The 21,994-nt window shown below is 64.5% G+C and carries 20 protein-coding genes; 7 read left to right on the top strand and 13 right to left on the bottom strand.

Annotation, left to right across the window (positions count from 1 at the left end):
* Nucleotides 1-18 precede the first annotated feature (18 nt).
* From B4A39_RS13825 to B4A39_RS13815, 3 genes are all read right to left on the bottom strand, one after another.
* Complete coding sequence (locus B4A39_RS13825; RefSeq protein ID WP_292037093.1) at nucleotides 19-987, bottom strand: FecR family protein; 969 nt, start codon at nucleotides 985-987, stop codon at nucleotides 19-21.
* Between the two features lie 14 nt (nucleotides 988-1,001).
* Nucleotides 1,002-1,505, bottom strand: a complete 504-nt coding sequence (locus B4A39_RS13820; protein ID WP_292037092.1) for an RNA polymerase sigma factor — start codon at nucleotides 1,503-1,505, stop codon at nucleotides 1,002-1,004.
* 299 nt (nucleotides 1,506-1,804) lie between these two features.
* Nucleotides 1,805-3,583 (bottom strand): SLC13 family permease, encoded by a 1,779-nt coding sequence (locus tag B4A39_RS13815; protein WP_292037091.1) that lies wholly within the window; start codon nucleotides 3,581-3,583, stop codon nucleotides 1,805-1,807.
* A 105-nt stretch (nucleotides 3,584-3,688) separates the two neighbouring features.
* Between B4A39_RS13815 and B4A39_RS13810 the strand changes: the two genes are divergently transcribed.
* Nucleotides 3,689-4,732: a mechanosensitive ion channel family protein gene (locus B4A39_RS13810; RefSeq protein ID WP_292037090.1), complete on the top strand. Its 1,044-nt coding sequence runs from the start codon at nucleotides 3,689-3,691 to the stop codon at nucleotides 4,730-4,732.
* Nucleotides 4,733-4,913: 181 nt separating this feature from the next.
* Here the strand turns inward: B4A39_RS13810 and B4A39_RS13805 are convergent, their stop codons facing one another.
* Complete coding sequence (locus B4A39_RS13805) at nucleotides 4,914-6,107, bottom strand: alpha/beta fold hydrolase (protein ID WP_292037089.1); 1,194 nt, start codon at nucleotides 6,105-6,107, stop codon at nucleotides 4,914-4,916.
* A gap of 1,905 nt (nucleotides 6,108-8,012) precedes the next feature.
* Between B4A39_RS13805 and B4A39_RS13800 the strand changes: the two genes are divergently transcribed.
* Complete coding sequence (locus B4A39_RS13800) at nucleotides 8,013-8,297, top strand: hypothetical protein (RefSeq protein WP_292037088.1); 285 nt, start codon at nucleotides 8,013-8,015, stop codon at nucleotides 8,295-8,297.
* Nucleotides 8,298-8,397: 100 nt separating this feature from the next.
* Here B4A39_RS13800 and B4A39_RS13795 read toward each other — a convergent pair whose 3' ends face one another.
* Nucleotides 8,398-8,616 (bottom strand): hypothetical protein, encoded by a 219-nt coding sequence (locus tag B4A39_RS13795; RefSeq protein WP_292037087.1) that lies wholly within the window; start codon nucleotides 8,614-8,616, stop codon nucleotides 8,398-8,400.
* Nucleotides 8,617-8,839: 223 nt separating this feature from the next.
* Between B4A39_RS13795 and B4A39_RS13790 the strand changes: the two genes are divergently transcribed.
* Entirely contained in the window at nucleotides 8,840-9,340 is a 501-nt protein-coding gene (locus B4A39_RS13790; RefSeq protein WP_292037086.1) for a ferritin-like domain-containing protein, read from the top strand.
* A gap of 90 nt (nucleotides 9,341-9,430) precedes the next feature.
* Here B4A39_RS13790 and B4A39_RS13785 read toward each other — a convergent pair whose 3' ends face one another.
* Nucleotides 9,431-9,709, bottom strand: a complete 279-nt coding sequence (locus B4A39_RS13785; RefSeq protein ID WP_292037085.1) for a hypothetical protein — start codon at nucleotides 9,707-9,709, stop codon at nucleotides 9,431-9,433.
* Nucleotides 9,710-9,858: 149 nt separating this feature from the next.
* Nucleotides 9,859-10,167 carry a hypothetical protein gene (locus tag B4A39_RS13780; protein WP_292037084.1) on the bottom strand — a complete coding sequence of 103 codons (309 nt, stop codon included), beginning with the start codon at nucleotides 10,165-10,167 and terminating at the stop codon, nucleotides 9,859-9,861.
* 1,205 nt (nucleotides 10,168-11,372) lie between these two features.
* Here B4A39_RS13780 and B4A39_RS13775 point away from each other — a divergent pair.
* The 3 genes from B4A39_RS13775 to B4A39_RS13765 all read left to right on the top strand — a co-directional run bounded on the left by B4A39_RS13775 (nucleotide 11,373) and on the right by B4A39_RS13765 (nucleotide 13,076).
* Complete coding sequence (locus B4A39_RS13775) at nucleotides 11,373-11,633, top strand: hypothetical protein (RefSeq protein WP_292037083.1); 261 nt, start codon at nucleotides 11,373-11,375, stop codon at nucleotides 11,631-11,633.
* A gap of 401 nt (nucleotides 11,634-12,034) precedes the next feature.
* Entirely contained in the window at nucleotides 12,035-12,262 is a 228-nt protein-coding gene (locus tag B4A39_RS13770; RefSeq protein WP_292037082.1) for a hypothetical protein, read from the top strand.
* A 334-nt stretch (nucleotides 12,263-12,596) separates the two neighbouring features.
* The gene (locus B4A39_RS13765) at nucleotides 12,597-13,076 is read left to right on the top strand and encodes a hypothetical protein (RefSeq protein WP_292037081.1); all 480 of its coding nucleotides are present in this window, start codon (nucleotides 12,597-12,599) and stop codon (nucleotides 13,074-13,076) included.
* Between the two features lie 202 nt (nucleotides 13,077-13,278).
* On the opposite strand, the gene B4A39_RS13760 is transcribed toward B4A39_RS13765, so the two are convergent.
* The 4 genes from B4A39_RS13760 to B4A39_RS13745 all read right to left on the bottom strand — a co-directional run bounded on the left by B4A39_RS13760 (nucleotide 13,279) and on the right by B4A39_RS13745 (nucleotide 19,092).
* Nucleotides 13,279-14,505 (bottom strand): MFS transporter, encoded by a 1,227-nt coding sequence (locus B4A39_RS13760; protein ID WP_292037080.1) that lies wholly within the window; start codon nucleotides 14,503-14,505, stop codon nucleotides 13,279-13,281.
* A 370-nt stretch (nucleotides 14,506-14,875) separates the two neighbouring features.
* Entirely contained in the window at nucleotides 14,876-15,076 is a 201-nt protein-coding gene (locus tag B4A39_RS13755; RefSeq protein ID WP_292037079.1) for a hypothetical protein, read from the bottom strand.
* A gap of 158 nt (nucleotides 15,077-15,234) precedes the next feature.
* Nucleotides 15,235-16,845 carry a sensor histidine kinase gene (locus B4A39_RS13750; RefSeq protein WP_292037078.1) on the bottom strand — a complete coding sequence of 537 codons (1,611 nt, stop codon included), beginning with the start codon at nucleotides 16,843-16,845 and terminating at the stop codon, nucleotides 15,235-15,237.
* Between the two features lie 240 nt (nucleotides 16,846-17,085).
* Nucleotides 17,086-19,092 carry an ATP-binding protein gene (locus tag B4A39_RS13745; protein WP_292037077.1) on the bottom strand — a complete coding sequence of 669 codons (2,007 nt, stop codon included), beginning with the start codon at nucleotides 19,090-19,092 and terminating at the stop codon, nucleotides 17,086-17,088.
* 253 nt (nucleotides 19,093-19,345) lie between these two features.
* On the opposite strand from B4A39_RS13745, the gene B4A39_RS13740 reads away from it, so the two are divergent.
* A complete protein-coding gene (locus tag B4A39_RS13740; protein ID WP_292037076.1) occupies nucleotides 19,346-19,798 on the top strand; it encodes a ferritin-like domain-containing protein in 453 nt (150 codons plus the stop codon).
* Between the two features lie 69 nt (nucleotides 19,799-19,867).
* Here B4A39_RS13740 and fixJ read toward each other — a convergent pair whose 3' ends face one another.
* Together fixJ and B4A39_RS13730 are read right to left on the bottom strand one after the other, a co-directional pair.
* Nucleotides 19,868-20,479 (bottom strand): response regulator FixJ, encoded by a 612-nt coding sequence (gene fixJ, locus B4A39_RS13735; RefSeq protein WP_292037075.1) that lies wholly within the window; start codon nucleotides 20,477-20,479, stop codon nucleotides 19,868-19,870.
* Entirely contained in the window at nucleotides 20,469-21,947 is a 1,479-nt protein-coding gene (locus B4A39_RS13730) for a sensor histidine kinase (protein WP_292037074.1), read from the bottom strand. Before B4A39_RS13730 ends, fixJ begins: the two co-directional genes overlap by 11 nt.
* Nucleotides 21,948-21,994 lie beyond the last annotated feature (47 nt).

The raw sequence follows: 21,994 nt of genomic DNA, 5'->3' as shown, positions 1-21,994 counted from the left end.
CCCGGAGCCGGGCGCAAATTATTTTTTCGGCGTCAGACGGACCGCGCCGTTGCGGCCCTCCGAAACCTTCAGTCCAAGGCTGGCGGCGGCGGCGGAGACAAAGGCGTCGCGATCCCCGGTCTTGAAGACCCCGCTCACCCTCTCCTCCTCCATCAGGGGAGCGTCCAGTTCGATGCCCGCCGTCAGATATCGGTTCACCTCGGTCACGGCCTGTTTCAGGGAGGTCTCCCGCAGGACGATCCGTCCTTCGGTCCAGCCTGTGGCGGCGGCGACGTCGGTGGCCCGGGCGATGATCTGCGGTCCCGCCACCAAGGCCTCCTGCCCCTTCTTCAGCCGCCGCACCTCGCCCGCCGCCTGCCCCCGGACGTCGACGGCGCCGGCCACGAGGGTCACCCTGACCGCTCCGGCGTCCCTGCGCACGTCGAAGACCGTGCCGACCGCCGTCACCTCCGCCTCTCCGGCCGACACGACAAAGGGCCGCGCGGCGTCATGAGCCACGGTGAAGAAGGCCTGGCCTTCCTGGAGTTCGATGTGGCGCCGATCCCCGCTGTAGCGGACCAGAAGCCGGGAACCGGTATCCATCCGCACCGAAGAGCCGTCGGCCAGTTGCACCACGCGCGTCTCGCCGACCGCCGTGACGAAGCTGTTTCGATCCTTGAGGGCGTAGACCAGGCCTGCGCCCAGGACGAGCGCGGCGCACAAGACGGCTGCTCCGACCAGCCGACGATCCAGCCTGCGCCGGGCCGGAGCGGCCTTGCGGGTCATGGCGGCCTCGACCGCCGCGGCCATGTCAGGGTCGGCCTTCAGCCGCCCGGTTTCCGTCCAGGCGGTCTCGACCCGACGATAAGCCTCGGCGTTTTCGGGCTTCTGACGCCAGACGAAGAAGCCTTCGATCGTCTCGGCGCTGACCCGCGGCTCGCCCAGACGGGCGTGCCAGGCCGCCGCCTCCGTCTCCGCAGGCTGAACCCGCGCCTTGGAATCGGGCATGGAGCGCATTCTCTCTAGCGTCGAAACTGGGCGGCGCAGTGAGCCAGGGCCTTGGTCATCCTCCACTCCACCGTCTTGGGACTGATGCCGAGCTGTTCCGCGATCTGCCGATTTGACAGACCCTTGATCCTCGATAACACAAAAACGTCCCGCAGAGGTTGCGGCAATCCCAGGACGACCTGTTTGGCGAAAAGGACTTCGGCCTGGCCGGGCGCCTCCACGCCCCAGCCCGGAGCCGCCGCCGCCTCGCGGGCGTGCTTCTCCCGCAGCCGCCGACGTCCGCCCCGGTCCATGGCCAGGTTGGACGCGATTCGTAACAGGAGCGCCCTGGGATGGCGAATGTCCTTCAGCCCCTCATAGGGCGCCAGGCGCAACCAGGCCTCCTGAAGCAGATCTTCGGCCTCCTCGGGCCCGTACCGCCGGACCAGCCGCGACCGGAACCAAGCCGCATAGCGACCATGGAGGACGTCCAGCGTCAGGGGCGCCTCAGGCTGCAGTTTCTCAAATCCATCCGACACGGGCTCGCCTCCGGTTTCAGAGGCGAGCCCGGCCGAAGCACCGGGTGTTGAGAACATGCTCAAACACATGCGCCGACGCCTTTAGCCCCCGAGGACGGGAGCCTGGACATGCGCGCTGGCCACCCGCGGCGACGGAGCGCGAAGTGGGATTTCAGGATCTGCTCAAGCGAGGTTCTCACGCCCCGGCGTCAAATCAGACGCGGCCCAAGTCTGATTCACCCGGATTCACTTGGCAAGCCGGATAATGGCGGTGTTTGAGTCCTGAACGCCGCGGATGCGCCCGGAGCGCCTCTATCAAGTCATGACAGAGGCCAGAACAGCAGGATCAGGGGCGGTCCGGCCAGCAGGACCAGCAGGCTGAGCGGCGCCCCCAGCCGAGGGTAGTCCGAAAACTTATAACCGCCCGGCCCCATCACCAAGGTGTTGCACTGGTGTCCGATCGGGGTGAGGAAATCGCAGGCGGCGCCCACCGCCACGGCCATCAGGAACGGGTCGGGGTTGAACCCCAATTGCTGGGCCAGGGTCGCGCCTATGGGGGCGACGATCAGGACCGTCGCAGCATTATTGAGAAAGGGCGTCACCGCCATCGACGCGAGCATGACCCCGCCGACCGCAAGAATGCCGGGCATCCCGCTGAAGACAGTCCTCAGAAGGCCGGCGACCAGGTCCGATCCGCCCGTCGTCTGGATCGCGTCCGAAACCGGGATCAAGGCGGCGATCAGCACCAGCAGCGGCCCGTCCAGAGACGCATAGGCCTCGCGCATCTTGAGCCCCCCCAGGGCGACGATCGCCACCGCCGCGCCGAAGAAGGCGATCGCCACGGGAATCACCCCGAAGCCGACCAGGGTCATGGCGATCATCAGCACCACGCCCGGCATGAACCGCTTGCGGACCCCGCCCAGCCGGACCTCGCGCTCGGCCAGGGGCAGGAGGTCCAGCGCAGTCAGCGCCGCCGGCAGGGCCTGTTCCGCGCCCTGCAACAGGACGATATCGCCGGACGCCAGCTTGGCCGTACGAAGGTGCTGGGTCAGTTCGTAGCCGCTGCGAGATACACCCAGCAGGTTGATCCCATGCTGGCCGTACAGGTCCGACTGGCGCACCGACTGGCCCTGCAAGGCCGAGTTTCGGCCGACCACCGCCTCGACGATGGCGATCTCTTCAGAGGCGTTCTCGAGAGCTATGGGCCTGTTCTCGCGGATCAGCCTGAGGCGCGACCGCCCCAGGAATTCTTCCAACGCTTCCTGACCGCCCTCGACCAGCAGGACGTCGCCGGGCTTGATGACCGTATTGCCGCGCGGATTGGGCCTGCGCCTGCCGTCGCGGATCAGGGCCATGATCCGCACATCCCCCTCGCCGCATTCCCGGAGCGCCGAGACCGACATCGATCCGGGCGCCCAGTCCTCGGGCGCGCTGACCTCGGTGGCGTAGGCGTTGGCGGCCAAGGCGGCGCTCATGGCGGTGGCGCCGTGCCGGTCCCGTGGCAGAATACGGTAGCCGACGGCCAGGAAGGCCAGGGCTATGGCGGTCAGGGCCAGTCCGACCGGCGCATAGTCGAACATCTGGAACGGCTGGCCCAGGATGTTCTGGCGCACCTCCGCGACGATGATGTTGGGCGCGGTCCCGACCAGGGTGACCATCCCGCCCGCCATCGCCCCGAACGCCATCGGCATCAGCAGCCGCGAGGGCGCCGATCCCGTGCGCCGCGCCACCTGCAGGGCCACGGGCATCATGATGGCCAGGGCGCCGACGTTCTTGGTCGCCATCGACAGCAGGGTCACCGTCCCCGTCAGCACGGGAACTTGCGACCGCTCGGTCTTCAGCAGGGGCAGGATGCGACGCATCGCCAATTCGACGATGCCCGACCGCGCAAAGGCGGCCGAGACGATCAGGGCGCAGGCGATGATGATGGTGACGTCGTTCTTGAACCCGTCGAAAGCCGCCTCGGCCGGTATTATCCCGACCGCCAACCCGACGACCAAAGCCACCAGGGCGACGAGGTCGTAGCGGAACCGGCCCCAGACAAAGGCGCCGATGGTCAGGGCGATCAGTCCGAACGCCAGTCCCTGCTGCAGTGTCACGCGGTGTGAGCCCCAATGGTCGAACGGCCTCAACGCCGGCTCTCGACATTCGATGCATGGGGACAAGCGGAACCGTGACGCTGGCCGGGCGCTCCCTTCCCCGTCATGCTTCCTGATCTTGGAAAACTGGGCGACGTGGACCGGCTGGAGGGGGCGCGGCTGTTCAGCCTCGGCGGCTCGGCCATCACCCTGGGCGGCGTGATCAGCGGCGTCATCATCATCGTAGCGGCCGTCATCCTGGCCAAGATACTGGGGCGTATCCTGTGCCGCGTGCGCGAACGCTCGCCCCAGAAGAGCACCGCAGCCCTCTATGTCCTGGAGAAGCTGGTCACCTATGGCCTGATCGTCTTCGGCGTGATCTCGGGCCTGTCTGCGGCAGGACTGAACCTGTCGTCGCTGGCCGTTTTCGCCGGAGCCCTGGGCATAGGCGTCGGCCTGGGTCTGCAGGGCGTGGTCAAGGAGTTCGTCTCCGGCCTCTTCCTCATCTTCGACCGGATGGTTTCAATCGGCGACTACGTTGAACTGGAGGCGGGCGTGCGGGGCGCGATCATGGAGATCGGACCGCGCGCGACGCGCATCCGGACCAACGACAACGTCAACATCATCGTCCCGAACTCCGCCTTCATCGAGGACCGGGTGACGAATTGGACGCTGAAGGGCGACACGCGTCGTATCCACGTTCCCTTCAGCGTCGCCTACGGGGCAGACCGCGGTCGGGTCCGCGACGCCGTGCTTGCGGCGGCCCGGGCCTCGCCGTTCACGCTTCCCGAGACCGAGGCGCGCAAGAGCCAGGTCTGGCTTGTCGCCTTCGGCGAACGCGGGCTGGATTTCGAACTGCTGGTCTGGCCGACCCAAGCCGCCGTCAAACGGCCTGCGGGCATGCACGCGGCCTACACCTGGCTGATCGCAGACGCGCTCGACGCCGCAGGTATCGAAGTGCCGTTTCCCCAGACGGACGTGCGCCTGCGGAGCCTTTTCGGCCGTGAAGGCGATGAGGCAGTCGAGGCTCTCGGCCTGACCGGCCGAGGACAGCCCCGCGTCGGTCGCGCTTCTCAGGTTGAAGAGTCTCGTTCACGCCCGCCCTCGACCAATGACGCGGCGAGCGAGCTCCTTACGCCGTCAGTCGATCCGATGGACGATGAAGGTTGAGGCCTGTTGCTGACCGCCAAAGCCTCCCCTCCTGTCCGATCTACCCTGGATGATCGGCGCGTCGAACGATCGATACGCGGGCGGTCCGAAAGGACGTCCACTTGCGGCGACGTCGAAGAAACGGCCCCGGTTCCCGGCCGTTTTGCCCTGAACGCTCAGGCCGTCGCCCGCGCAACCGAGCCTAATCCAGGATCGGCGCACGAACGGGGCGCGCCGACCCGCGCTGCGCTTCGATGCAGCGGGCGGCGATGAAGTCGATGGTCCGGCTGTTGTAATGGCCCGACCGCTCCAAGAAGCCCATATGGTTGACGCCGGAGACGGGCTCCAGAACGGCGTCCGACGCCATGTCGCGGATCGCCTCGCTGGCCTCCAGCTTGGTCACGACGTCAACGTCGCCGCCCAGGATCAGGAGCGGGCAGTCCATATCTGCAATCGCGCTGGAGGCGTCCCAGTCGAACATGGCCAGATTGCCCCTGGCGAGAATCCCGGGAGAATTGCGGGTCCCCAGCAGGGTCGTGTGCTCAAGCTGGCTTCGGGTCACGTATCTGCCGAACTGAAGCCTGTTGGCCATGTGAGCGGTGCCGTTCAAATAGCCCTGCCAAGCGCCCAGCCATGCAAGCGGTTCATAAACGACCGCCATTTTGAGAACGGGCTCGAGCACCGGACGACGCATTGCCAGAGCCAGTTTGCTCAATATCATGGTGCGGAGAGGATTGGTGTAGGTCGTGTCAAATAGGACGACGCCAGCCACGCGCGCCCTGAACAGGTCGGGATGGTCGCGCGCCAGTGTCTGGATTGTCATCCCGCCGATACTATGCCCGATGAGGACGACGGGTCGGGGCGAGACGCGGTCGATCAGGTGCGCGAGGTCGCCGGCGAAGAGCTCCAGCGCGATCTCGCCGTCGGCGGGCGGCTTGGAGCGCCCCAAACCGGGGAGGTCCCAAGTGACCTGCTGATGCGGGACAAGGCTGCGGTGGGTCGCCAAGTCCCGGTTCAAATATTGCCAGATCGTGCTGTCCAGGCCCCAGCCATGGGTGGCGACGACCACCGGCCCGTTAGCCGGACCGCGCGTCTCCACATAGAGTTTGGAGCCGGTTGGACTGTCGATCATAGCGCCGTCGGCGCGACGGGGCACCGTGGGATCGGTGTCGCTCCTGGCCAGAAGCAGGGTCGTGGGCCATCGGCCCAGGATACTCCACGTCAGGAGCCCGGCCGCCGTCCAGGCGCGCCAGTCCTCCCGGACCCGGTAGTCGACGCCCGGCGACTGGGAGACAATCTCGCCCGACCACCACGTCCACAACAGATAGCCGGCGGCGGCGAGGAACAACCACCCCAGCCATGACGTCAGGATGCGGGCGAATGGGATCAGAGGCATGAGGATCTTCCTGTCCGTGGCGAACAGACTGTCGCGACACGAGCCAAGAAACCTCACGGGCGGCGAAAGTTGCTGTATCCCCTGCCCGACACAAGCGGTTTCAAGGCCGAGGTTCGCCGGAGCGCCGGGCAGCAAACACCCGCCAATTTCTCTGACGAGTGGACGTTTGTTTCCCCCCCCCGCCGCGACGTTGTGCCAGTCCGCTGTCCGACGGACCGCCCGATACGGGTAAATCTGCTCCAAGACTGCCAAGCCGTGATCCACCGCGGTGCCGAGCTACCAACCCTCCTGCACTCCGCACCCCGCACCCGGCGCAGAGTCCCTCGGGCGCCCGTGTCGGACACTGGCTCAAGGTTCGCAAGACGACATCAAGTCGAGCCATCATGGCCAAGCTTGTATATGGGACGCAGACTGGGCCACGTCCCCGCCCTTCAGATCACCATCCGTACTTCCGGCGGATGTCCAAAGACGGACCTGAGGCATCCTTGTTCATCGAGAGATCTTGAGGGCAGGACCACGCCGCAACTTCGTCGCGTTTGCTGCACTCGGCTCTCTCGCCGCCCCAACTTCCAGGGCTGCATCTTCACCCAGTGATACCCAGGAGGATGACGATCACCCTGTTCAGCGGCGAGGTCTCGAGGGCCGAACAGCAGGCGTGTTCCTGCGGCCATCCTCTGCGAGGGCGATATCGGCAGCGCGCAGCGCCTCGCGACCGCCGTTATCGAGCAGAATCCTGCGCGCCACGGCCGCTGCTCCAAAAATTGGCATGGGCGAGCCGAAGTGCGCAAGCCACACCTCAGCGAGACGTTCATCCTCGTCGTTCAATGTTCCCCCTTCGATCTGGCTTAGATTCACGCGCACGAACGATGGCCAAACTCTGCAATGCGAATAACCATCCGCCAACCCTGTAATCTTAAGGAGGCCTCGAGGAGCCCGCGCACAGACGCCCGCAAGACCTGCGGGCGATTCCGCGTGAAACGAACGATCGTCAGCAGGGCTGGGTCAAATGAAGGCTGGACGATGACCCGGCTGATGAGCGGCTCGAAGAAGCCTGCGGCCATTGGGGCGCTAGGCCATTCGAATCTTCATGAAACCTTTCGCGCCTGGGGGGGCAGTCCCGCATTCCAGCAAGGGAGAGAGACCATGCCGCGCAGGCCATGCCGGGTGACGTACTGATCGACCACGGCGTCGGTGTCGCCAATGTGAGGCGGGCGCGGCCCCTCCCTCCAGGACGACAACGCAGTCGAGGCTGGTGCGAAACTCAGTAGGCTCAGGTGGGCGTCCGCGCAGGTCCATAGGGAACGAGCGGGCGATCCCTGCATTCAACAGACGTGCTACTGGCCGGAGCGGGCCTTGATCACAATCGTCTCTCTAACTGTTAATGATGCGGAACCTCCGCCCCTCGCTGAACCGCGAGGGGCGTCTTTTTCTCAAAGACGACTGCGGTACGGCTTGCCCTCGGCCTTGGCCAGGATCTCGTTCCAGTAAACGGCTTTGCCCAATAGCCGCGCCCGCGCCCCGAGATTCCGCTCCGCCAAGGCCTCTTTCAAGAATGCGTCGACCTTCTCAAATAGGGGGTTTGCCGGGTCCCTTGGCATGGGAGCCTCCGAATAGCGGTCGCGGTGAAGGGTGCTCGACTAACGCACGCTCTTATGTCCAGTTCCCGACCCAAATTACGCCAGCGCCTGGCCAAGGCGAATTGCTGATACGCCCGACGCGCGTCGCTGAGGGGACTCCTTGGCGTTCGGGTCGGTCATGAGCGAGGTCTTGATCATCCATGACACCAGGGCTCAAGGCCTTGGCGGCTCTCCTACGGTGACTGAGCGTCACTGTCTCGGTGGCTTAGCTATAAGGAACTCTGCGCGCTTTGCTCCGCTTGAACAGCTTCACGGAGGAGACAGAAGCATGCCTACCGAACGCACGGTCCAACACCCCGACGGCTCCGTCGAACGAACAACGACCACAGACGGCCCGACTGTGGTCGCAGAAAGACGGGGCGGCGGCATGGGCGCGGTCGTCGCTCTCATTCTCGGCTTGCTGGTGGTCGGCGTCATCGCCTACTTCCTGCTCAATATGGGCCAGAGCGAACGGGTTGAGTCCGATGCTATTGCGGGCGCCGCGGAGAGCGTTGGAGCCGCTGCAGAGAACGTCGGCGAAGCGGCTCGATCTGCAACGCCGGCGGCGAGTTAGCCCGCCGCCGTTATTCTTTGAACAGGCGTTCAATCCCGGCCCTCCGTCCAGACGGTAGGGCCGGGCTTCGCCCGGACTGTCGCCGCAACCCGCCAGCCAACTAACTCGCGAACGATACCCGGCCCGGCGCCGCGTCTGCAATCCGACAGAGGTCTTCGACGGGCCGCATCGCCATGCCGCTCAGCGTCAGCGTCGCCCCATGGCGCAGTTCAAGGGCGATCTGAATGAGGTCCTCTGTGGGACGCGTGTCCGCGTAGATCACCATGCTGCCGCCGCTTCGCGCGAGCTGGCATAGCTGGTCGGTCGTCTTCCGTTGCAATGTCTCCTCCTGAAAAGGCCGACTTCACAGCTGGCATTAAGGCGGGGAGCGCCGAAATCGTCAAGGTTTGCACGCGGGCGCCGGGCGCCTCAGACGTCCACCGGGACGCGGCCGCAGGACACAGACATGCGGGACCGAAATCGACCGGGCCTAGCGGCGTCGGCGTTGGAATGGAACAAGCCTGAGACGAAGCGCTTTTTCTCCTGCCAATAAGGAGGACGACATGGCCGATAAGACCCTCGAGAACCTGTTTCACGATACGCTCCGCGACATCTACTACGCCGAGCGCAAAATCTTGAAGTCGTTGCCGAAGATGGCTCGCGCTGCACAGGCGCCGGAACTCAAGGCCGCGTTCGAAAAACACAAGGATCAAACCGAAGGCCAGATTGAACGCCTGCAGCAGGTGTTCGAAATCATCGGCAAGGCTCCGCGCGGCAAGACCTGTGACGCCATTGAAGGTATCTTGGCCGAAGGCGACGAAATCATCGAGGAGTACAAGGACTCCCCGGCGCTCGACGCCGGCCTGTTGGCCGCGGCTCAGGCGGTGGAGCACTATGAGATCACTCGCTACGGCACGCTGAAGCGTTGGGCGCAGGTGATGGGGCTGCAGGAGGCCGTCAAGCTATTGGACGAGACACTGCAGGAAGAATCCCAGACCGACGAAGACCTGACGACCATCGCGGACGCCGCCGTCAACTCGGAAGCTATGGGGTCGGCTGCGTAGTCATCATGTTCCAGGCGATATCGCATCGCCGCCCAGACCCCTCCTCGGGCCCGCTCCGCTTCGCCGGGGCGGGCTTCCTCCTCTCCGGGTTCAATGAATCGATCGGCTGCTGTCAGCTTGGGCGGAAATGTCCAGGACGATGGTCGACAACATGGCTCGAAGCACTTTTCGAACTGTATCTCGGTGCATTCCCGCGTAGACGGCCGGCGCCGCTTCGACGAACGCATCCGTGAAATCTTCCAGAAGGTGATGATTATCCAGGTCATCAACCGTCACGCCGCCTTCGCGCACCCTTTCCTCGATGATGGCGCGGGCCAGTCTCAGCGCTGACTTCAGGCCCTCGCTGAGTTCGCTGGAGAGGATCTCCAAGTCGTCTCCGGTCGGCACTCGTTTCCATCACGCCAAACCTCGCCCAAGCCAAACCACATGCAATACATAGGTTTTGGAGCCCGGTTTCAGAATCAAATCGGCGTGTCGGACCGGCCGAACATCCGGCCGGCCCCTCACCGCCGCAAGTTTCAGTTGATCGCCGTCCCGCCGCCAGAATTGGCCGCAAAAGCCATGTAGATGCTGCTGGACAAGGTCGCCAACGCGCTTTCCACGACGTCGCGATTGGCGTCAGGGTGCGCGTCGAGCACGGCTTGCATCAAGGCTGCGATGAAGAGGTCCGCCACGGCCTGATCGTCGAGATCAGCCCAGACGAGGCGGCGCTGGCGCAACCGCTGTTGAATGATCGCCCCCGCGCCGCGAAGCGTATCTCCAAGCGGACCGGCCAAAAGGGCGGCGAAGTCCTCAACCTCTTCGAGTGAGCGCTCAATCCTCTTCATGCGGCGACCTCCTTGGCAGCGATCGCGTCATCGGGCGCACGACCCTAGCCAAGCGCAGTTTCAACGATCCGCCGAAACTCTTCAATCCAATGCTTTGTCATGCAGGTCAGAGCGGACCGCGCCGTGGCGGATCGCAATCTTCCGCGCTGCTCCAGCGAGACCCTGTCAAGCCCTTGGGAACTGGTCGGGTAGAGGTGTCCTGTATGAACGCGAGCACGGCGGCGCGGGGGAACAGGGGGTCGGCGTGATCCTCTGCTTGCTTCTTCTGCTCTGGTTGGTTTCTTCTGCTGGGGATCATGCTGATTGGGCGTAGCGGTTAACAGAAAATCCAGGGAGGCGGCGATGGCGGATCAGGAACGACCAAGACGTTCAGGCGAGCGTCCGGCGCGTCGCGACCAGGTCGACGTATGGTTCATTCGTCTCGCCTGCGTTGTTACGGGCGTACTTCTCGTAATTCTGCTGCAACAGGCGTTCTCGATGAAACCGGCGGGACCGGATCGGACGATCTCGCCAGCGCCGGCTCGGGTCGTTGGTTGATGAACGCAATTCGCCCCTGAAAATCGGGGGTTCGACCGGTATTTTCGCCGTCGTTTCGCTAGCCTGTTGCGGATAGGACTGATCGCGGACCCGCCGAGGGGGCAGCAGTGGACGGCCGATCGGCCTCACTGGGCCGAAAGACCTCGTGTCTGGTGTGAGTGGGCGTCCGCGGCGCTGGTGCCAGCCTAGGGGGAATAAAAGCAGCAGCCGCAAGCGGCGAAGGTTCGGCAGGCTCCCTCTCCGATCCCGTCTGAGAGGGGACGCCACTCGAAGCTCGCCCGAACCTGCAGCGGGAAACCGCGCCGCTCAACGGGCTGGGTTGCTTCCCCGCTCCAGGGCGTCCGCCTCTTCCCGATATCCAGCGGCGATCCGCCCGAACCGATCCCGGTCCGTCTTGAAGGGTGAAAGCCGGGCCATATTCTCGGCGTTACGCTGGAGCTGGCGAAGCTCCGATACGCGATTGGTACGGGTCATTATGAAGCGGAACTCGGCATTTGCGGTCGTGCACGGCGTCCGGAGCAAGTCCTGAGCCTGAGCCGATACGGACCGTCTGAGAGATTGGATGACCTCTCCGTTCCCTGAGCGCATTCAACATTTTCGTGTAACCGGACGACGGAACAGCATGCGCGCCAGACGCTTCGATTCCTCCGACAGCACAGGAGATCGACATGACAGACGCATCCGACCCCCATCCGGATCCATCCCGTCGCCAGCCAGGAAAAAACGACCAGGGCGGCATGGGCCATGGCGAAGACAGCTTGCAAAAACAGGCAGCGCGCGAATCCAGCCGGGACCAGAGCGGCGATAAGCGGGCCGTCGACTTTCTTTCGGACGAGGACGGAAACCTGACGAAGGTGCAGGCAGACACCGCCCCGGAAGGCGATCCTCAGGAACGGCAGCGCGGTCAGGGACAGCGTATGCCTTCCTGATCAGCGCGGCCGTCCGGCGAGCGAGTGTTCCGCGCGGAATTGATGGAAAACAGGCCCGCTACGACAGCGACGCTCCGATCAACTGGATCGCAGAACCGACGGCGCACCAAGACCATGGTCATGCAAAGCTGTCGTCGCTCGCCGCCACAAAGATCGGCGCCGACATAGTGAGGTCTGAGGACGTGGTTGAGACCGCCACATCCCGTCTACCGGCTGCCTGACGCGCCGTCGCGATCCTCGTCGTTTGCGGCCGAGGGGCTCGCGGGGCGATGGCCGCCCTCCCCGCCGGGATCGTAGCGGACATCCGTTAAATCGGCGTCGCGTCGGGCGCGACGCACGCAAAACGCCATGGTCGGAACCAAAGCCGACCTCCTGGTCTGAATCCCGAACAGGAGGCGGCCATGAAGAAACTGGTGAGAGCCCAGGCAGGTGTGAAGCTGGAACGTATCAAGCGCCCGGCTGCGCGGCAGAAGACCGAAACCTTCTACAGGCTAACCAATAGCCGGCAGGCCTCCGAGCGGGTGATGTTCGACAAGGAGCAAGCCCACCGCGCCTTTGCGCGTGAGGTCGCCGCCTCCCTGCAGGAAAAGGCAGTCATGGATCTTGACCAAGACGCCTTCGGCCACTGATGAAAAAGCCCCTCGCGGGGCGCGAGGGGCAAGGACGGGTTCCACTCGATAGGTCGAGCAGCGCTGATAGTCGAGCCGTCGATCGACACGACCGGCGCTATAGGCCGGAACGGTTTTTCACCCGCTCCAGTTCCCCAACCCGGCCCGAAGTATACACGCGCCTGGGCGGGCCGCCTCCATCCGGACGCTCTTGTCCACTCGGCCGGTCATCGGTTGCAAGCGAAAGCCGGAGTCTGACCTGTGCGATACGCGCGAAGCACACGGCCTTCGGATCGACAACCGGAACCATAGCCCACGCCAGAGGATTTGACCGAAGCAACGACGAGGAAGAGCCATGGCCGATTTCAACCGCGATGAGCCGAATGTGATTAACCCCATCGGCGGTGAGATCCGCCGCGCGCCCGAGACCGTCATCGTCGAACGGGAACGCAACACAGCCCTTTGGTGGGTGGTGGGTCTCCTTCTGGCCGCAGCTGTCTTCGGCCTCGTCTACTTCCTGACACGCCCCGCCGCAGGACCGACCGAGGCTGAGTTCCGCGCCGCACAGGCCGAGGCCGCCGCCGACAGTGCGAGACAGACGGCGGAGGCCGCCCTAGTCCAGAACCAGATCAGCAGCGCCCGCGACAGCGTCGCCATCGCTCAGGCTCAAAGCGCGACGGCTCGCGCTGAAGCGATCCGCGCCGAGGCTGAAGCCCGTGTCGCAGAAGCGCGCGCCTCGGGGCCCGTCGTGATCGAGCGTCGGGCCGTGGTGACCCCGTCACAGGCGGACACCACGGCTGTCATTACGTCCACGACCCCTCAGCCTGGCAATTAGTCCAGGCATGCGGAGGCGTGGAACGTCCCCCGCCTCCGTCCACGATTGCGACGAAGCCTTCCTCAGAGGCAGGGACGCTCCGCCAACGGCCGCCTCGAACGCCAGACGTCATCAGCGAACGGATCGATAGGAGGTCCGTTGATCCGTGCCTCGCGGGTACGCCCGAGCCCGCGCTCGCAGCCAACCGCCCGAAGGATGGACGCTATCCCGCCGTCCGCTTCTTGAAGTCAGGAAGCAGAGCCGTGATAAGGCCTAGAAGGGGCAATACGGCGCAGAGCTTGTACACCCATACGACGCCATTGACGTCCGCGAGCAGGCCGAGGCCCGCCGCGCCGACGCCGCCGACGCCGAACATCAGGCCGAACATGAGGCCCGACACCAGGCCGACGCGACCGGGGACGAGCTCCTGCGCATAGACGACCAGAGCCGCGAAGGCGGACGACATGATGAAGCCGATGGCGATGGAGAACACGGTCGTCCAACCGAGATCGACGTAGGGCAGCATCAGGGCGAAGGGCGCGGCGCCGAGGAAGGACAGCCAGATGACGGCCTTGCGGCCGATACGATCGCCGATGGGACCGCCAGCGAAGGTTCCCGCCGCGACTGCGGCGAGGAAGGCGAACAGGTGGAACTGGGAATCCTCCACCGAGAGGGCGAAGCGCTCGATGAGGTAGAAGGTATAGTAGTTGGTGAAAGCGCCGATGTAGATGAATTTGGCGAACATCAGCCCAGCGATGACCGTCAGGGCGCCCGCAATCCTGCCCCGGCTCAACCGCGGACCTTCGCTGGAGGCCTTGGCCGCCACCATGGCATGAGGGTTGCGCACACGCCAACGGGTCACGCCGAAAAGCACCCAGATCGCCGTGACCGCAGCGATCGCTAGCCATCCAAAGGCGGTGAGGCCTAGAGGCAGGATGATCAGCGAGGCCACCAGGGGGCCGATGGCGGAACCGGTGTTGCCCCCGACCTGGAAGGTCGATTGCGCCGTGCCGAACCGTCCGCCCGAGGCGAGACGGGCCACACGCGAGGCCTCCGGGTGGAAGGTGGCCGACCCCACGCCGATCACCGCCGAGGCGACGAGAAGCATGGCGAAGCTGCCCGCGGTCGCCAGCAGACCGATGCCGATCAGGGTGGCGAACATCCCGCAGGGGAGCAGATAGGGCTTGGGATGCTTGTCGGTATAAAAGCCGATCCAGGGCTGAAGCAGGGAGGCCGTGAACTGATAGACGAGCGCGACCAGGCCGATCTGGGTGAAGCTCAGGGCGAACCTGGTCTTCAGCATCGGATAGATGGCCGGCAGGACGGCCTGGATCAGGTCGTTGAGCAGGTGGGCGAAGGCCACGGCGCCGACGATCTTGATCAGAAAACGCGGCGAGGTCGCCCCACTGGGGACCGGCTGGGCGTCTGTCAGATCTGCGGGAATGGTCATGGGAGGACTCGTTGCAGCCGGACCGACATCCCGCGCCGGTCCCTCGACGCGCCGCCTATAGCAGGGATATCGGCCCTGTCGGAAAGCGATGGGAGGCCGCGCTCCTCGGCATGCGTCATGGATCACGCGGCTGTGTCCCCGTTGCGCCTCCCCGTCCCCAATCGACCCGTGCTGACAGGTTCGTCCTTCATGCCTCATGAAAAGGCGCGTCTCTGGCGCGTCGTTCAGCGGGCGTCAAAGCCGTCCGGTTCGCGTCAAAAAACGGCTTTCAAGCCCCATACCAGAACGCTTGCGCTCACCCCTATGTAGACTGTCGTCGCCAGAACCATGACGATCAGCAGGCCGCGTCGCAAACGCTGGCGTTCCCGCGTCAAAGCTGAACATCCAGCATTGCGTCGTCGAGGCTGAACCCGTCACGTCGAGCCAGATCGGCGGCGCTTTCAGCCGAGCCCATCATGTGGTTGGGTCGCCGCCGCGGGCGGCCGTCGATAATCGGGGCGTATTCGTACCAAACCCGGACTTCGCCCTTGGGATCTCTCCGCTGACACCGAAGAATCGTCGCCGTAGCCATAAGGTCGCCTCTCCTGCTGCAGACGCCCGGCACTACTCGAACAAGCCATGCCTGGACCCGGGGAGGGGCGCGTCAGGCAGAGCACCTAAGCGCCAACCTGTCTGCAACATAGGTTAGGACGTTAGATATCGGGTCGTGTCTCAACGCGAGACGCGTTCCTACATGTCAGAGCGAAACCGGCTCTTGGGGGGAAGCCGGAATCTTCCCCGCGCGACCAGACCCGACGGCATGTATTCTCTCTCCAGCCTGCCGTTCAGTTCATGGCGCGCCAGTCTGTCCATCAGCTTCGTCCCGAAACCTTCGCGTGTCGGCGCGCTCACGAGAGGCCCGCCCTCTTCTCGCCAAAAGAATTGGATGTCGCCCTCCTCCTGGCGCGACCACTCAACCTCTATGCTCCCGGTTTCCGAGACGAGCGCACCGTATTTTAGACTGTTGGTCGTGAGCTCATGGAGACACATGTAGAGCGCCAGGGCGGCCTCGGGAGGCAACATGACGGAGGGGCCGCTCGCTCGAATACGGCCTTCATGGTTTTCCGCGCAACGTTCGATCACATCCTTCATCTCGACCTCGGTCCAGACCGCATGCGTCAGCAGATCATGGGCCCGACCGAGGGCGACGAGCCTTTGGTCGAACTTTCGGAGAGCCTCCTGCTCGGCGCCCCTGAAGGTCTGGGCCGCCACGGCCTGTACGGTCGCCAAGGTGTTTTTGACCCGGTGGTTCAGCTCATTGATCAGAAGGGTCTGCCGCTCGTCACGGCGCTCCAGTTCGGCTGACGCGCAGCTGAGGACCGTCTGGACCTTGGCTAGGCTTGCAATGCGGCCTGGCCGAGGGGTCACGATCACGCCCCGTCCCACCGCAGCCGCATCCTGTTCCAAGGCCTCCAACTCGTGCGAGATGGCGTCGGACTGGTTGCGCACCGCCACGAAGCTCAGTCCGGCCAGTAGAAGGAACACCGCGCCGACACCGAGGATGTTTGTCCAGAGAGGCGCTTCAAGGGACCAGCGCGGAACCACGACCATGGTCGTCCAGCCCGAGATTTCCGATCGGCTGTAGGCCACGACCGTTCGATCGCCATCGAGGGACCGGCTCGCGACCACGCCGTCAGGCGCGGCCGCCATGGCGGCGATCATGGCCGGCGTCGCGGACGCCCCGACATAAAGTTCGTGATCGCGTGATCTGGCGATCACGCGACGGCGGGCGTCGACGAGCGTCACGAGGGCCGAAGCTGCAGCCGGCTGGCGGTTGATCACGTCCCGGAAGCCAGACGCAGGAATAGTCAGGACAGCCGCACGGCCCGTTTGCTGGAGCACGGGGCTGGAACCAACCGAAATTACCGGGACCTCCGATCGGGGGTCTAAATGCAGATTGGACACTCGCGCCGGGCCCTCCGAGGCGTTCCGGGACTCAGAGTCCGGCCAGATATCCGTCGGAGCGGTCAGGTCGCCCCTCCCCGACTGGTCAGGCATGATGATAGCCCGGGCCTTGTCGGAACCGGTCACCCACAGCCCCCCGCCCTCCCCCAGCTCGAGGCGCGCCGCCCTCTCACGCAGTCTTGCCCAGTCCTTGGCGATCAGGGCGTCAGAAGAAGCGATGGTGTCGACGGCGTCGAGCTTCCGCACCAGGTCCATGTCGATGGCCGTCGACACCGCCCGGGCCGTCGCCAGAAGGGCGCCTTCGTGAGCCCGACGGGCTTCAAGGACATTGAAGCCGACGAGCAAGCCCAGCGCCGCCGCCGCAGGAACGGCTACGCTGAGAACTAGTATCGTCAAGCGTCTGCGCACGGCTGTTTCGCCCCCCTCAGCGGCCCATAACCAGAACCGCAAGCTTGGCCTTGGGTTCCTCGGAGCCGTGCACGCCCCCCTCTTCGACGCCTGAAGACGGCTTGGGGGCGGTGCGCGCAGCGCTGCGTCAGGTCGGGTACAGCAATCAGGCTTCAGCGTTCAAGCTTCGCAGGACCACCCGCCAGTCCGGCGTTTCTCCTCTTTGTTCGCGGGGGAGCTTCGACCGCCTCACCCGCCGCTTGCCGCAAGGCGCACGTCCCCGTGATGATGGTCCAGCACCTGAGCGATCTCAGACAGAAGACGGTCTGCGGTCACAGGCTTTCCCACATGTCCGTCGGCGCCGGACGCCGCAGCCTCATCGACATATTCCTCCTGGACGTTGGCTGACAGCATCAGGATGGGAACCGGCCATCGCCCGGCGGCTCGCTCCCAAGCCCGTATTTCGCGAACCGCAGACAGACCGTCAAGCACCGGCATCTGGATATCCATGAGCACGAGATCGAAGGCCATAGACCGGCAGGCGGCGACCGCTTCGGCTCCGTTCGTCACCAGATGGGTTTCGGCGCCGGCGCTCCCCATGATCATCTCGACAATCTTGCGATTGGCGGGATGGTCGTCGGCGGCCAAAACCCGCAGAGAAGACAGAGCTGAGGGGCCTGACCACCCGGCGGCTTGGTCCGGCTCGTTCGCCTGTTCCAAAGGAACGGTCGCCCAGAAACGGGCGCCGCGGCCTGGAGAGGCGTCGCAATCGAGCGTCCCTTCCATCAGGACGGCAAGCTGATGACAGATCGCCAGTCCAAGACCGCTCCCGCCATAACGCCTGGTGATGCTGGGATCCATCTGTTCGAACCGCCGGAAGAGACGGGACTTGTCGGCGGGATCGAAGCCGACGCCCGTGTCCTCGACCGTGAACCTCACTGTCCCTCCGTCCTGCCGGCTCGCCGTCAGGCTGATCGAACCCTCATGGGTGAATTTGACGGCGTTGGACAGCAGATTGTTCAGCAGCTGCTTTAGCCGATTGACGTCCCCCGAAACAGGCTGATCGAGCCTCGCACCGATCGCAAGCGTGAGCTCGAGACCTTTCTCCGCAGCCCTCGGCCGCGCCAGGGCGATCACGTTTTCGAGCGCCTTCCGTAGATCGAATACCCCCAGGTCGAGGACCGCGTCCCCTGATTCAATTCGGGCGAGGTCTAGAATATCGGACAGCAGATGATCCAGCATCAGAGCCGATTCGCGCACCACGCTGGCCATCTCGGCCGCATCCGGGGCCAGCGGTTTTCCGCATAGGAGATCGGCCATCGCCAGTATGCCGTTCAAAGGCGTTCGTATCTCATGGCTCATGTTGGCGAGAAAAACGCTTTTCGCCTCGCTCGCCGACTCAGCCGCAGCCTTGGCTTCGGCCAGGACCACCGCCTGAGCCGCCATGTCTCGCTCGCGCCCTTTGAGGGCAGTGATATCGAACGCTGCGGAGATCAATCCGCCGTCTGGCAGCCTGCAATCTTCATATCTGTACCAGCGGCCGTCGGAGAACATCTGCTCTCTCGCTTCTCCTCTTTGGCGAGCGGCGAGGTTCGTCTCCAGCCATTCGCCCTCACGACCGAGCGCTTCCGGAAACAGGTCCAGCGAGAGAGATCGCTGCAACAGCTGCCTGTAGGTACGCCCGACGCGGATCTCGTCACCGCCGACCCGCACGCACGCGGCCTCATAAGCCGCGTTGCACATGGTCAAACGATCATCAGCATCAAAAAAAGCTATGCCTCCAGGCATGGCGTCCACCGCGGCGCGAAGGTGATCCAGAGAACGCGCCTTGTCGGCCTTGGCTCGGCGAATTCTCAGCGCGGCCTTGCGAAGCCTTTCTTCTCGTCGCACCTCGGCGGTGACATCGCGTGAGCTGGCCAGCAGACGGACCACATGACCGGCATCATCCCGGATAGGCGAGACCACGCTGTCCCACCAGCGAGGCTTGCCCTTGGCGGTCGGACAGAAACCGCGAAACCGACCGATACCGCCGACGATGGCGATCTCCAGCGAAGCCAGCAATTCCGGGCGCGTGGCTTCGGGCCACAGGTCCGACCAGCGTCTGTGACGGTTGGCGTCGAACCGGTCGATCTCGAGAAGGGCGAGCCCTCGCGCATTCATAAACTCGACCGTACCGTCAAGCTCCAGAATGCGCATGACATCCGGGCTCGCTTCGGCGACCGCCGCAAAATAACTTTCAGTCAGACTTGGAAACATGCTTCCCCCCCGTGGAAGCTAGTTCAAGCTTTGCGAAGACTTCCTGAACGGTCCTTCGCCAGCCTCCTCGTCCAGAGGAGCCAGATGCAAAAATAGAGACCATCCTAGACCTCGTGCCCGAAGGCGCGGACGCTCCCTCCCAAGACTGGAGATGACGGTAGGTGCAGGAGCAACGTCGTAGGCTCGAGGCCTCACGGAACACGACGCGACATGGGAGGTTCTATCTTCCCGTTTTGTAAAGGACACCGCCTCCATGCACGCCGACAACGAACGCGCCGTCAAAGCCTTGAATGATCTGATCGAGACCACATTGGACAGCGTCCATGGCTATCGTCACGCCGCGGAGGGCGCCAGCAATCCCGAGTTGAAGAGCATGTTCAGAGATCGCGCCAACCAGCGCGAAGAGCTCGGACGCCGGCTTCAGGCTGACGTGCGGAACCTGGGCGGTGAACCGGAAGATGATCAGTCGCTGCTGGGCCGCATCCACAACAAGTTCGCTGAACTCAGGGGTGAGCTGATGGGGCGCGACGACAGCGGCGTGATCGCCGAGGTCGAACGCGGAGAAGACGTCATCAAGGCGCGTTTCGAAGAGGCGGCAAAGGATGCATCCTTCCCCGAAACGCTGCGTCAACGCATCTCCGCCGAGTATGCCACCATCAAGGCCGACCATGACGCGGTCAGCAGCCTGAAGCATCGCCATAGCTAAAGGCCTGGCTTTGGCGACGGCTGTCAGGCTCGCCGTGCGTCGGCGCGCCTGACAGCCGCGCCCCCACCTCTAGGCGGACGACTGCAGGGTCAGGGTCATCCGAACAAGTTCTGACAAACTTCCTGCCTGCATCTTGCTCATGAGGTTGGCCCGATACACCTCGACGGTGCGAGGGCTGATATTCAGGTCATAGGCGATGACCTTATTGGCGCGGCCTTCGACCAAGCCTTTCAATACGTCTCGCTCACGACCGGAAAGGCTGTCGAAGCGCGCAGCGATCTCCCGACGTTCGACTTCCACCAGGGCCGCCTCGCCCGCCTTGGCGACAACCCGCCGGATCGACGCCAGCAATAGCTCATCATCAAAGGGCTTTTCGATGAAATCGGCTACGCCCGCCTGGATCGCCTCGATCGCCAAGTGGAGATCGGCATGACCGGTGATGATGATCACCGGTTCGCGGGATCCCGCTTCATGGAGGCGACGCGCGAGTTCCATGCCCGTCATCTCGGGCATCCGCACATCGGTAATGATGCAGCCGACCGCCCGGTCGGGCGTAGCAAGGAAACCGATAGCGGATTCGTAGGTGCAGACGTTCAGATCTGCAGTCTCCAGCAGGAAGGCGAGCGAGTCCCGCACGGCGGCGTCATCGTCGATCACATGGACCACGATATCATTCGTCATCGGCGGAATCCTCTTCAGGGCGGGAGCGCTGCAGCGTGAAATGGAAGTTCGTCCCGCCGGCTTCATTGGAGTCAAACCAGATCCGGCCGCCGTGCGCCTCAATGATGGTGCGCGAGATCGACAGGCCCACGCCCATACCCGTGCGCTTGGTCGTCACGAACGGCTGGAATAGTTGATCCGCCACCCCGGGGGAAATACCGGCGCCGGTGTCCGACACCGTGATGCGCACCCGCTCTTCGTCGACAGGGACAACCGTGACGCCGAGGTGTCTGACCGAGGCCTCCTCCATCACATCCACGGCGTTTCTTATCAGGTTCAGCAGCACCTGCTGCACCTGCACCTTGTCGGCGACCACCCATCCTGCGGCAGGATCAATATCAATGCGGACGCGGACCCCGTGTTCGCGCACGCCGACCAAGGCGAGAGCGCAGGCTTCCTCCACCAGCTTGGGCAGGTCCTCGATACGTCGTTCTGTATCGCCCCGCGCGACGAAATCGCGCAAACGACGGATGATGACGCCGGCCCGCAGAGCTTGTTCGGCGGCGCGGTCGACGGCGTCGCCGACACGCGCAAGGGAAACCGTGTCGCCAGCGAGCAGGCGTCGCGAGCCCTTCAGATAGTTGGAGATGGCTGTCAGCGGCTGGTTCAGCTCATGCGCCAGAGCCGACGCCATCTCCCCGAGCGCTGTCAGGCGTGACACCCGGACGAGATCGGCCTGAAGTTCCTGAAGCCGCGCCTCGGCCTGTTGGCGCTCGGTCAGGTCGCGCACGAAACCGGTGAAGAATCGTCCCTCGGCGGTCCGCATCTCTCCGACCGCCAGCTCCATCGGGAAGGTCGAGCCGTCGCGCCGCTCCCCCACCACGACCCGCCCCAGGCCGATGATCCGCCGTTCTTTCGTGCGTTCGTACCGCTCAAGGTAGCTGTCATGGGCCTCACGATGAGGGGACGGCATGAGCATGCTGACGTTCCGCCCGACGGCCTCCTCCGCCGCCCAGCCGAACAGGCGTTCCGCCGCTGGGCTGAAGGCCCGCATGGTTCCGCCCTCATCGATGAGGATCATAGCGTCAGGAACGGTGTTGAGGATGAGCCGCAGATGGGTCTCGCGACCGGAGAGCTCACGGTGGACCCGCTGGAACCATTCGCCGCCCAAGGTCACGGCGGCGCAGACGATCACAAAGAGGCCTGTTTCCAACCAGGGAGCCTGCCCGCCCCTCGCCAGCAGCAAACCGCTGGACAGCCCAAGCAGGGTTGCGAAGACACCCGGCCCCGCGCCCCCGAACGCCGCGCCCACGACGACGGCCGGCACGAAGATCAGGAAGGAGGCCTGCTCGTCCAGCGCCTCCGACAGGTTCAGCCGCACCAAGACTGCAACGCCGGCGACCAGCAACGCCGCTCCCGCCGCAATCCAGGGCGAGTGCGGTCGGATCAGGGCCGACGGCGAGGTGATCGGCGATCGGAAGACGCGCATGGTTCTCTCCTTACCCCCTCTGGCCACCGCTCGCGCCTCCGCAATTC

Source organism: Brevundimonas sp. UBA4553, assembly GCF_002387245.1.
In the GTDB taxonomy this organism is placed as follows: Bacteria; Pseudomonadota; Alphaproteobacteria; order Caulobacterales; family Caulobacteraceae; genus Brevundimonas.
The sequence above is the reverse complement of the archived record's forward strand: the minus strand, read 5'-3'. Positions and strand labels throughout refer to the sequence as shown.

Bases quoted from the DNA above. Each gene is read 5' to 3' on its own strand.
- B4A39_RS13765 (WP_292037081.1), top strand. From the start codon at position 12,597: ATGGCCGATTTCAACCGCGATGAGCCGAATGTGATTAACCCCATCGGC.
- B4A39_RS13740 (WP_292037076.1), top strand. From the start codon at position 19,346: ATGCACGCCGACAACGAACGCGCCGTCAAAGCCTTGAATGATCTGATC.
- B4A39_RS13780 (WP_292037084.1), bottom strand. From the start codon at position 10,167: ATGAAGAGGATTGAGCGCTCACTCGAAGAGGTTGAGGACTTCGCCGCC.
- B4A39_RS13760 (WP_292037080.1), bottom strand. From the start codon at position 14,505: ATGACCATTCCCGCAGATCTGACAGACGCCCAGCCGGTCCCCAGTGGG.
- B4A39_RS13770 (WP_292037082.1), top strand. From the start codon at position 12,035: ATGAAGAAACTGGTGAGAGCCCAGGCAGGTGTGAAGCTGGAACGTATC.
- B4A39_RS13755 (WP_292037079.1), bottom strand. From the start codon at position 15,076: ATGGCTACGGCGACGATTCTTCGGTGTCAGCGGAGAGATCCCAAGGGC.
- B4A39_RS13775 (WP_292037083.1), top strand. From the start codon at position 11,373: ATGACAGACGCATCCGACCCCCATCCGGATCCATCCCGTCGCCAGCCA.
- B4A39_RS13800 (WP_292037088.1), top strand. From the start codon at position 8,013: ATGCCTACCGAACGCACGGTCCAACACCCCGACGGCTCCGTCGAACGA.
- B4A39_RS13825 (WP_292037093.1), bottom strand. From the start codon at position 987: ATGCCCGATTCCAAGGCGCGGGTTCAGCCTGCGGAGACGGAGGCGGCG.
- B4A39_RS13745 (WP_292037077.1), bottom strand. From the start codon at position 19,092: ATGTTTCCAAGTCTGACTGAAAGTTATTTTGCGGCGGTCGCCGAAGCG.
- fixJ (WP_292037075.1), bottom strand. From the start codon at position 20,479: ATGACGAATGATATCGTGGTCCATGTGATCGACGATGACGCCGCCGTG.
- B4A39_RS13810 (WP_292037090.1), top strand. From the start codon at position 3,689: ATGCTTCCTGATCTTGGAAAACTGGGCGACGTGGACCGGCTGGAGGGG.
- B4A39_RS13790 (WP_292037086.1), top strand. From the start codon at position 8,840: ATGGCCGATAAGACCCTCGAGAACCTGTTTCACGATACGCTCCGCGAC.
- B4A39_RS13805 (WP_292037089.1), bottom strand. From the start codon at position 6,107: ATGCCTCTGATCCCATTCGCCCGCATCCTGACGTCATGGCTGGGGTGG.
- B4A39_RS13730 (WP_292037074.1), bottom strand. From the start codon at position 21,947: ATGCGCGTCTTCCGATCGCCGATCACCTCGCCGTCGGCCCTGATCCGA.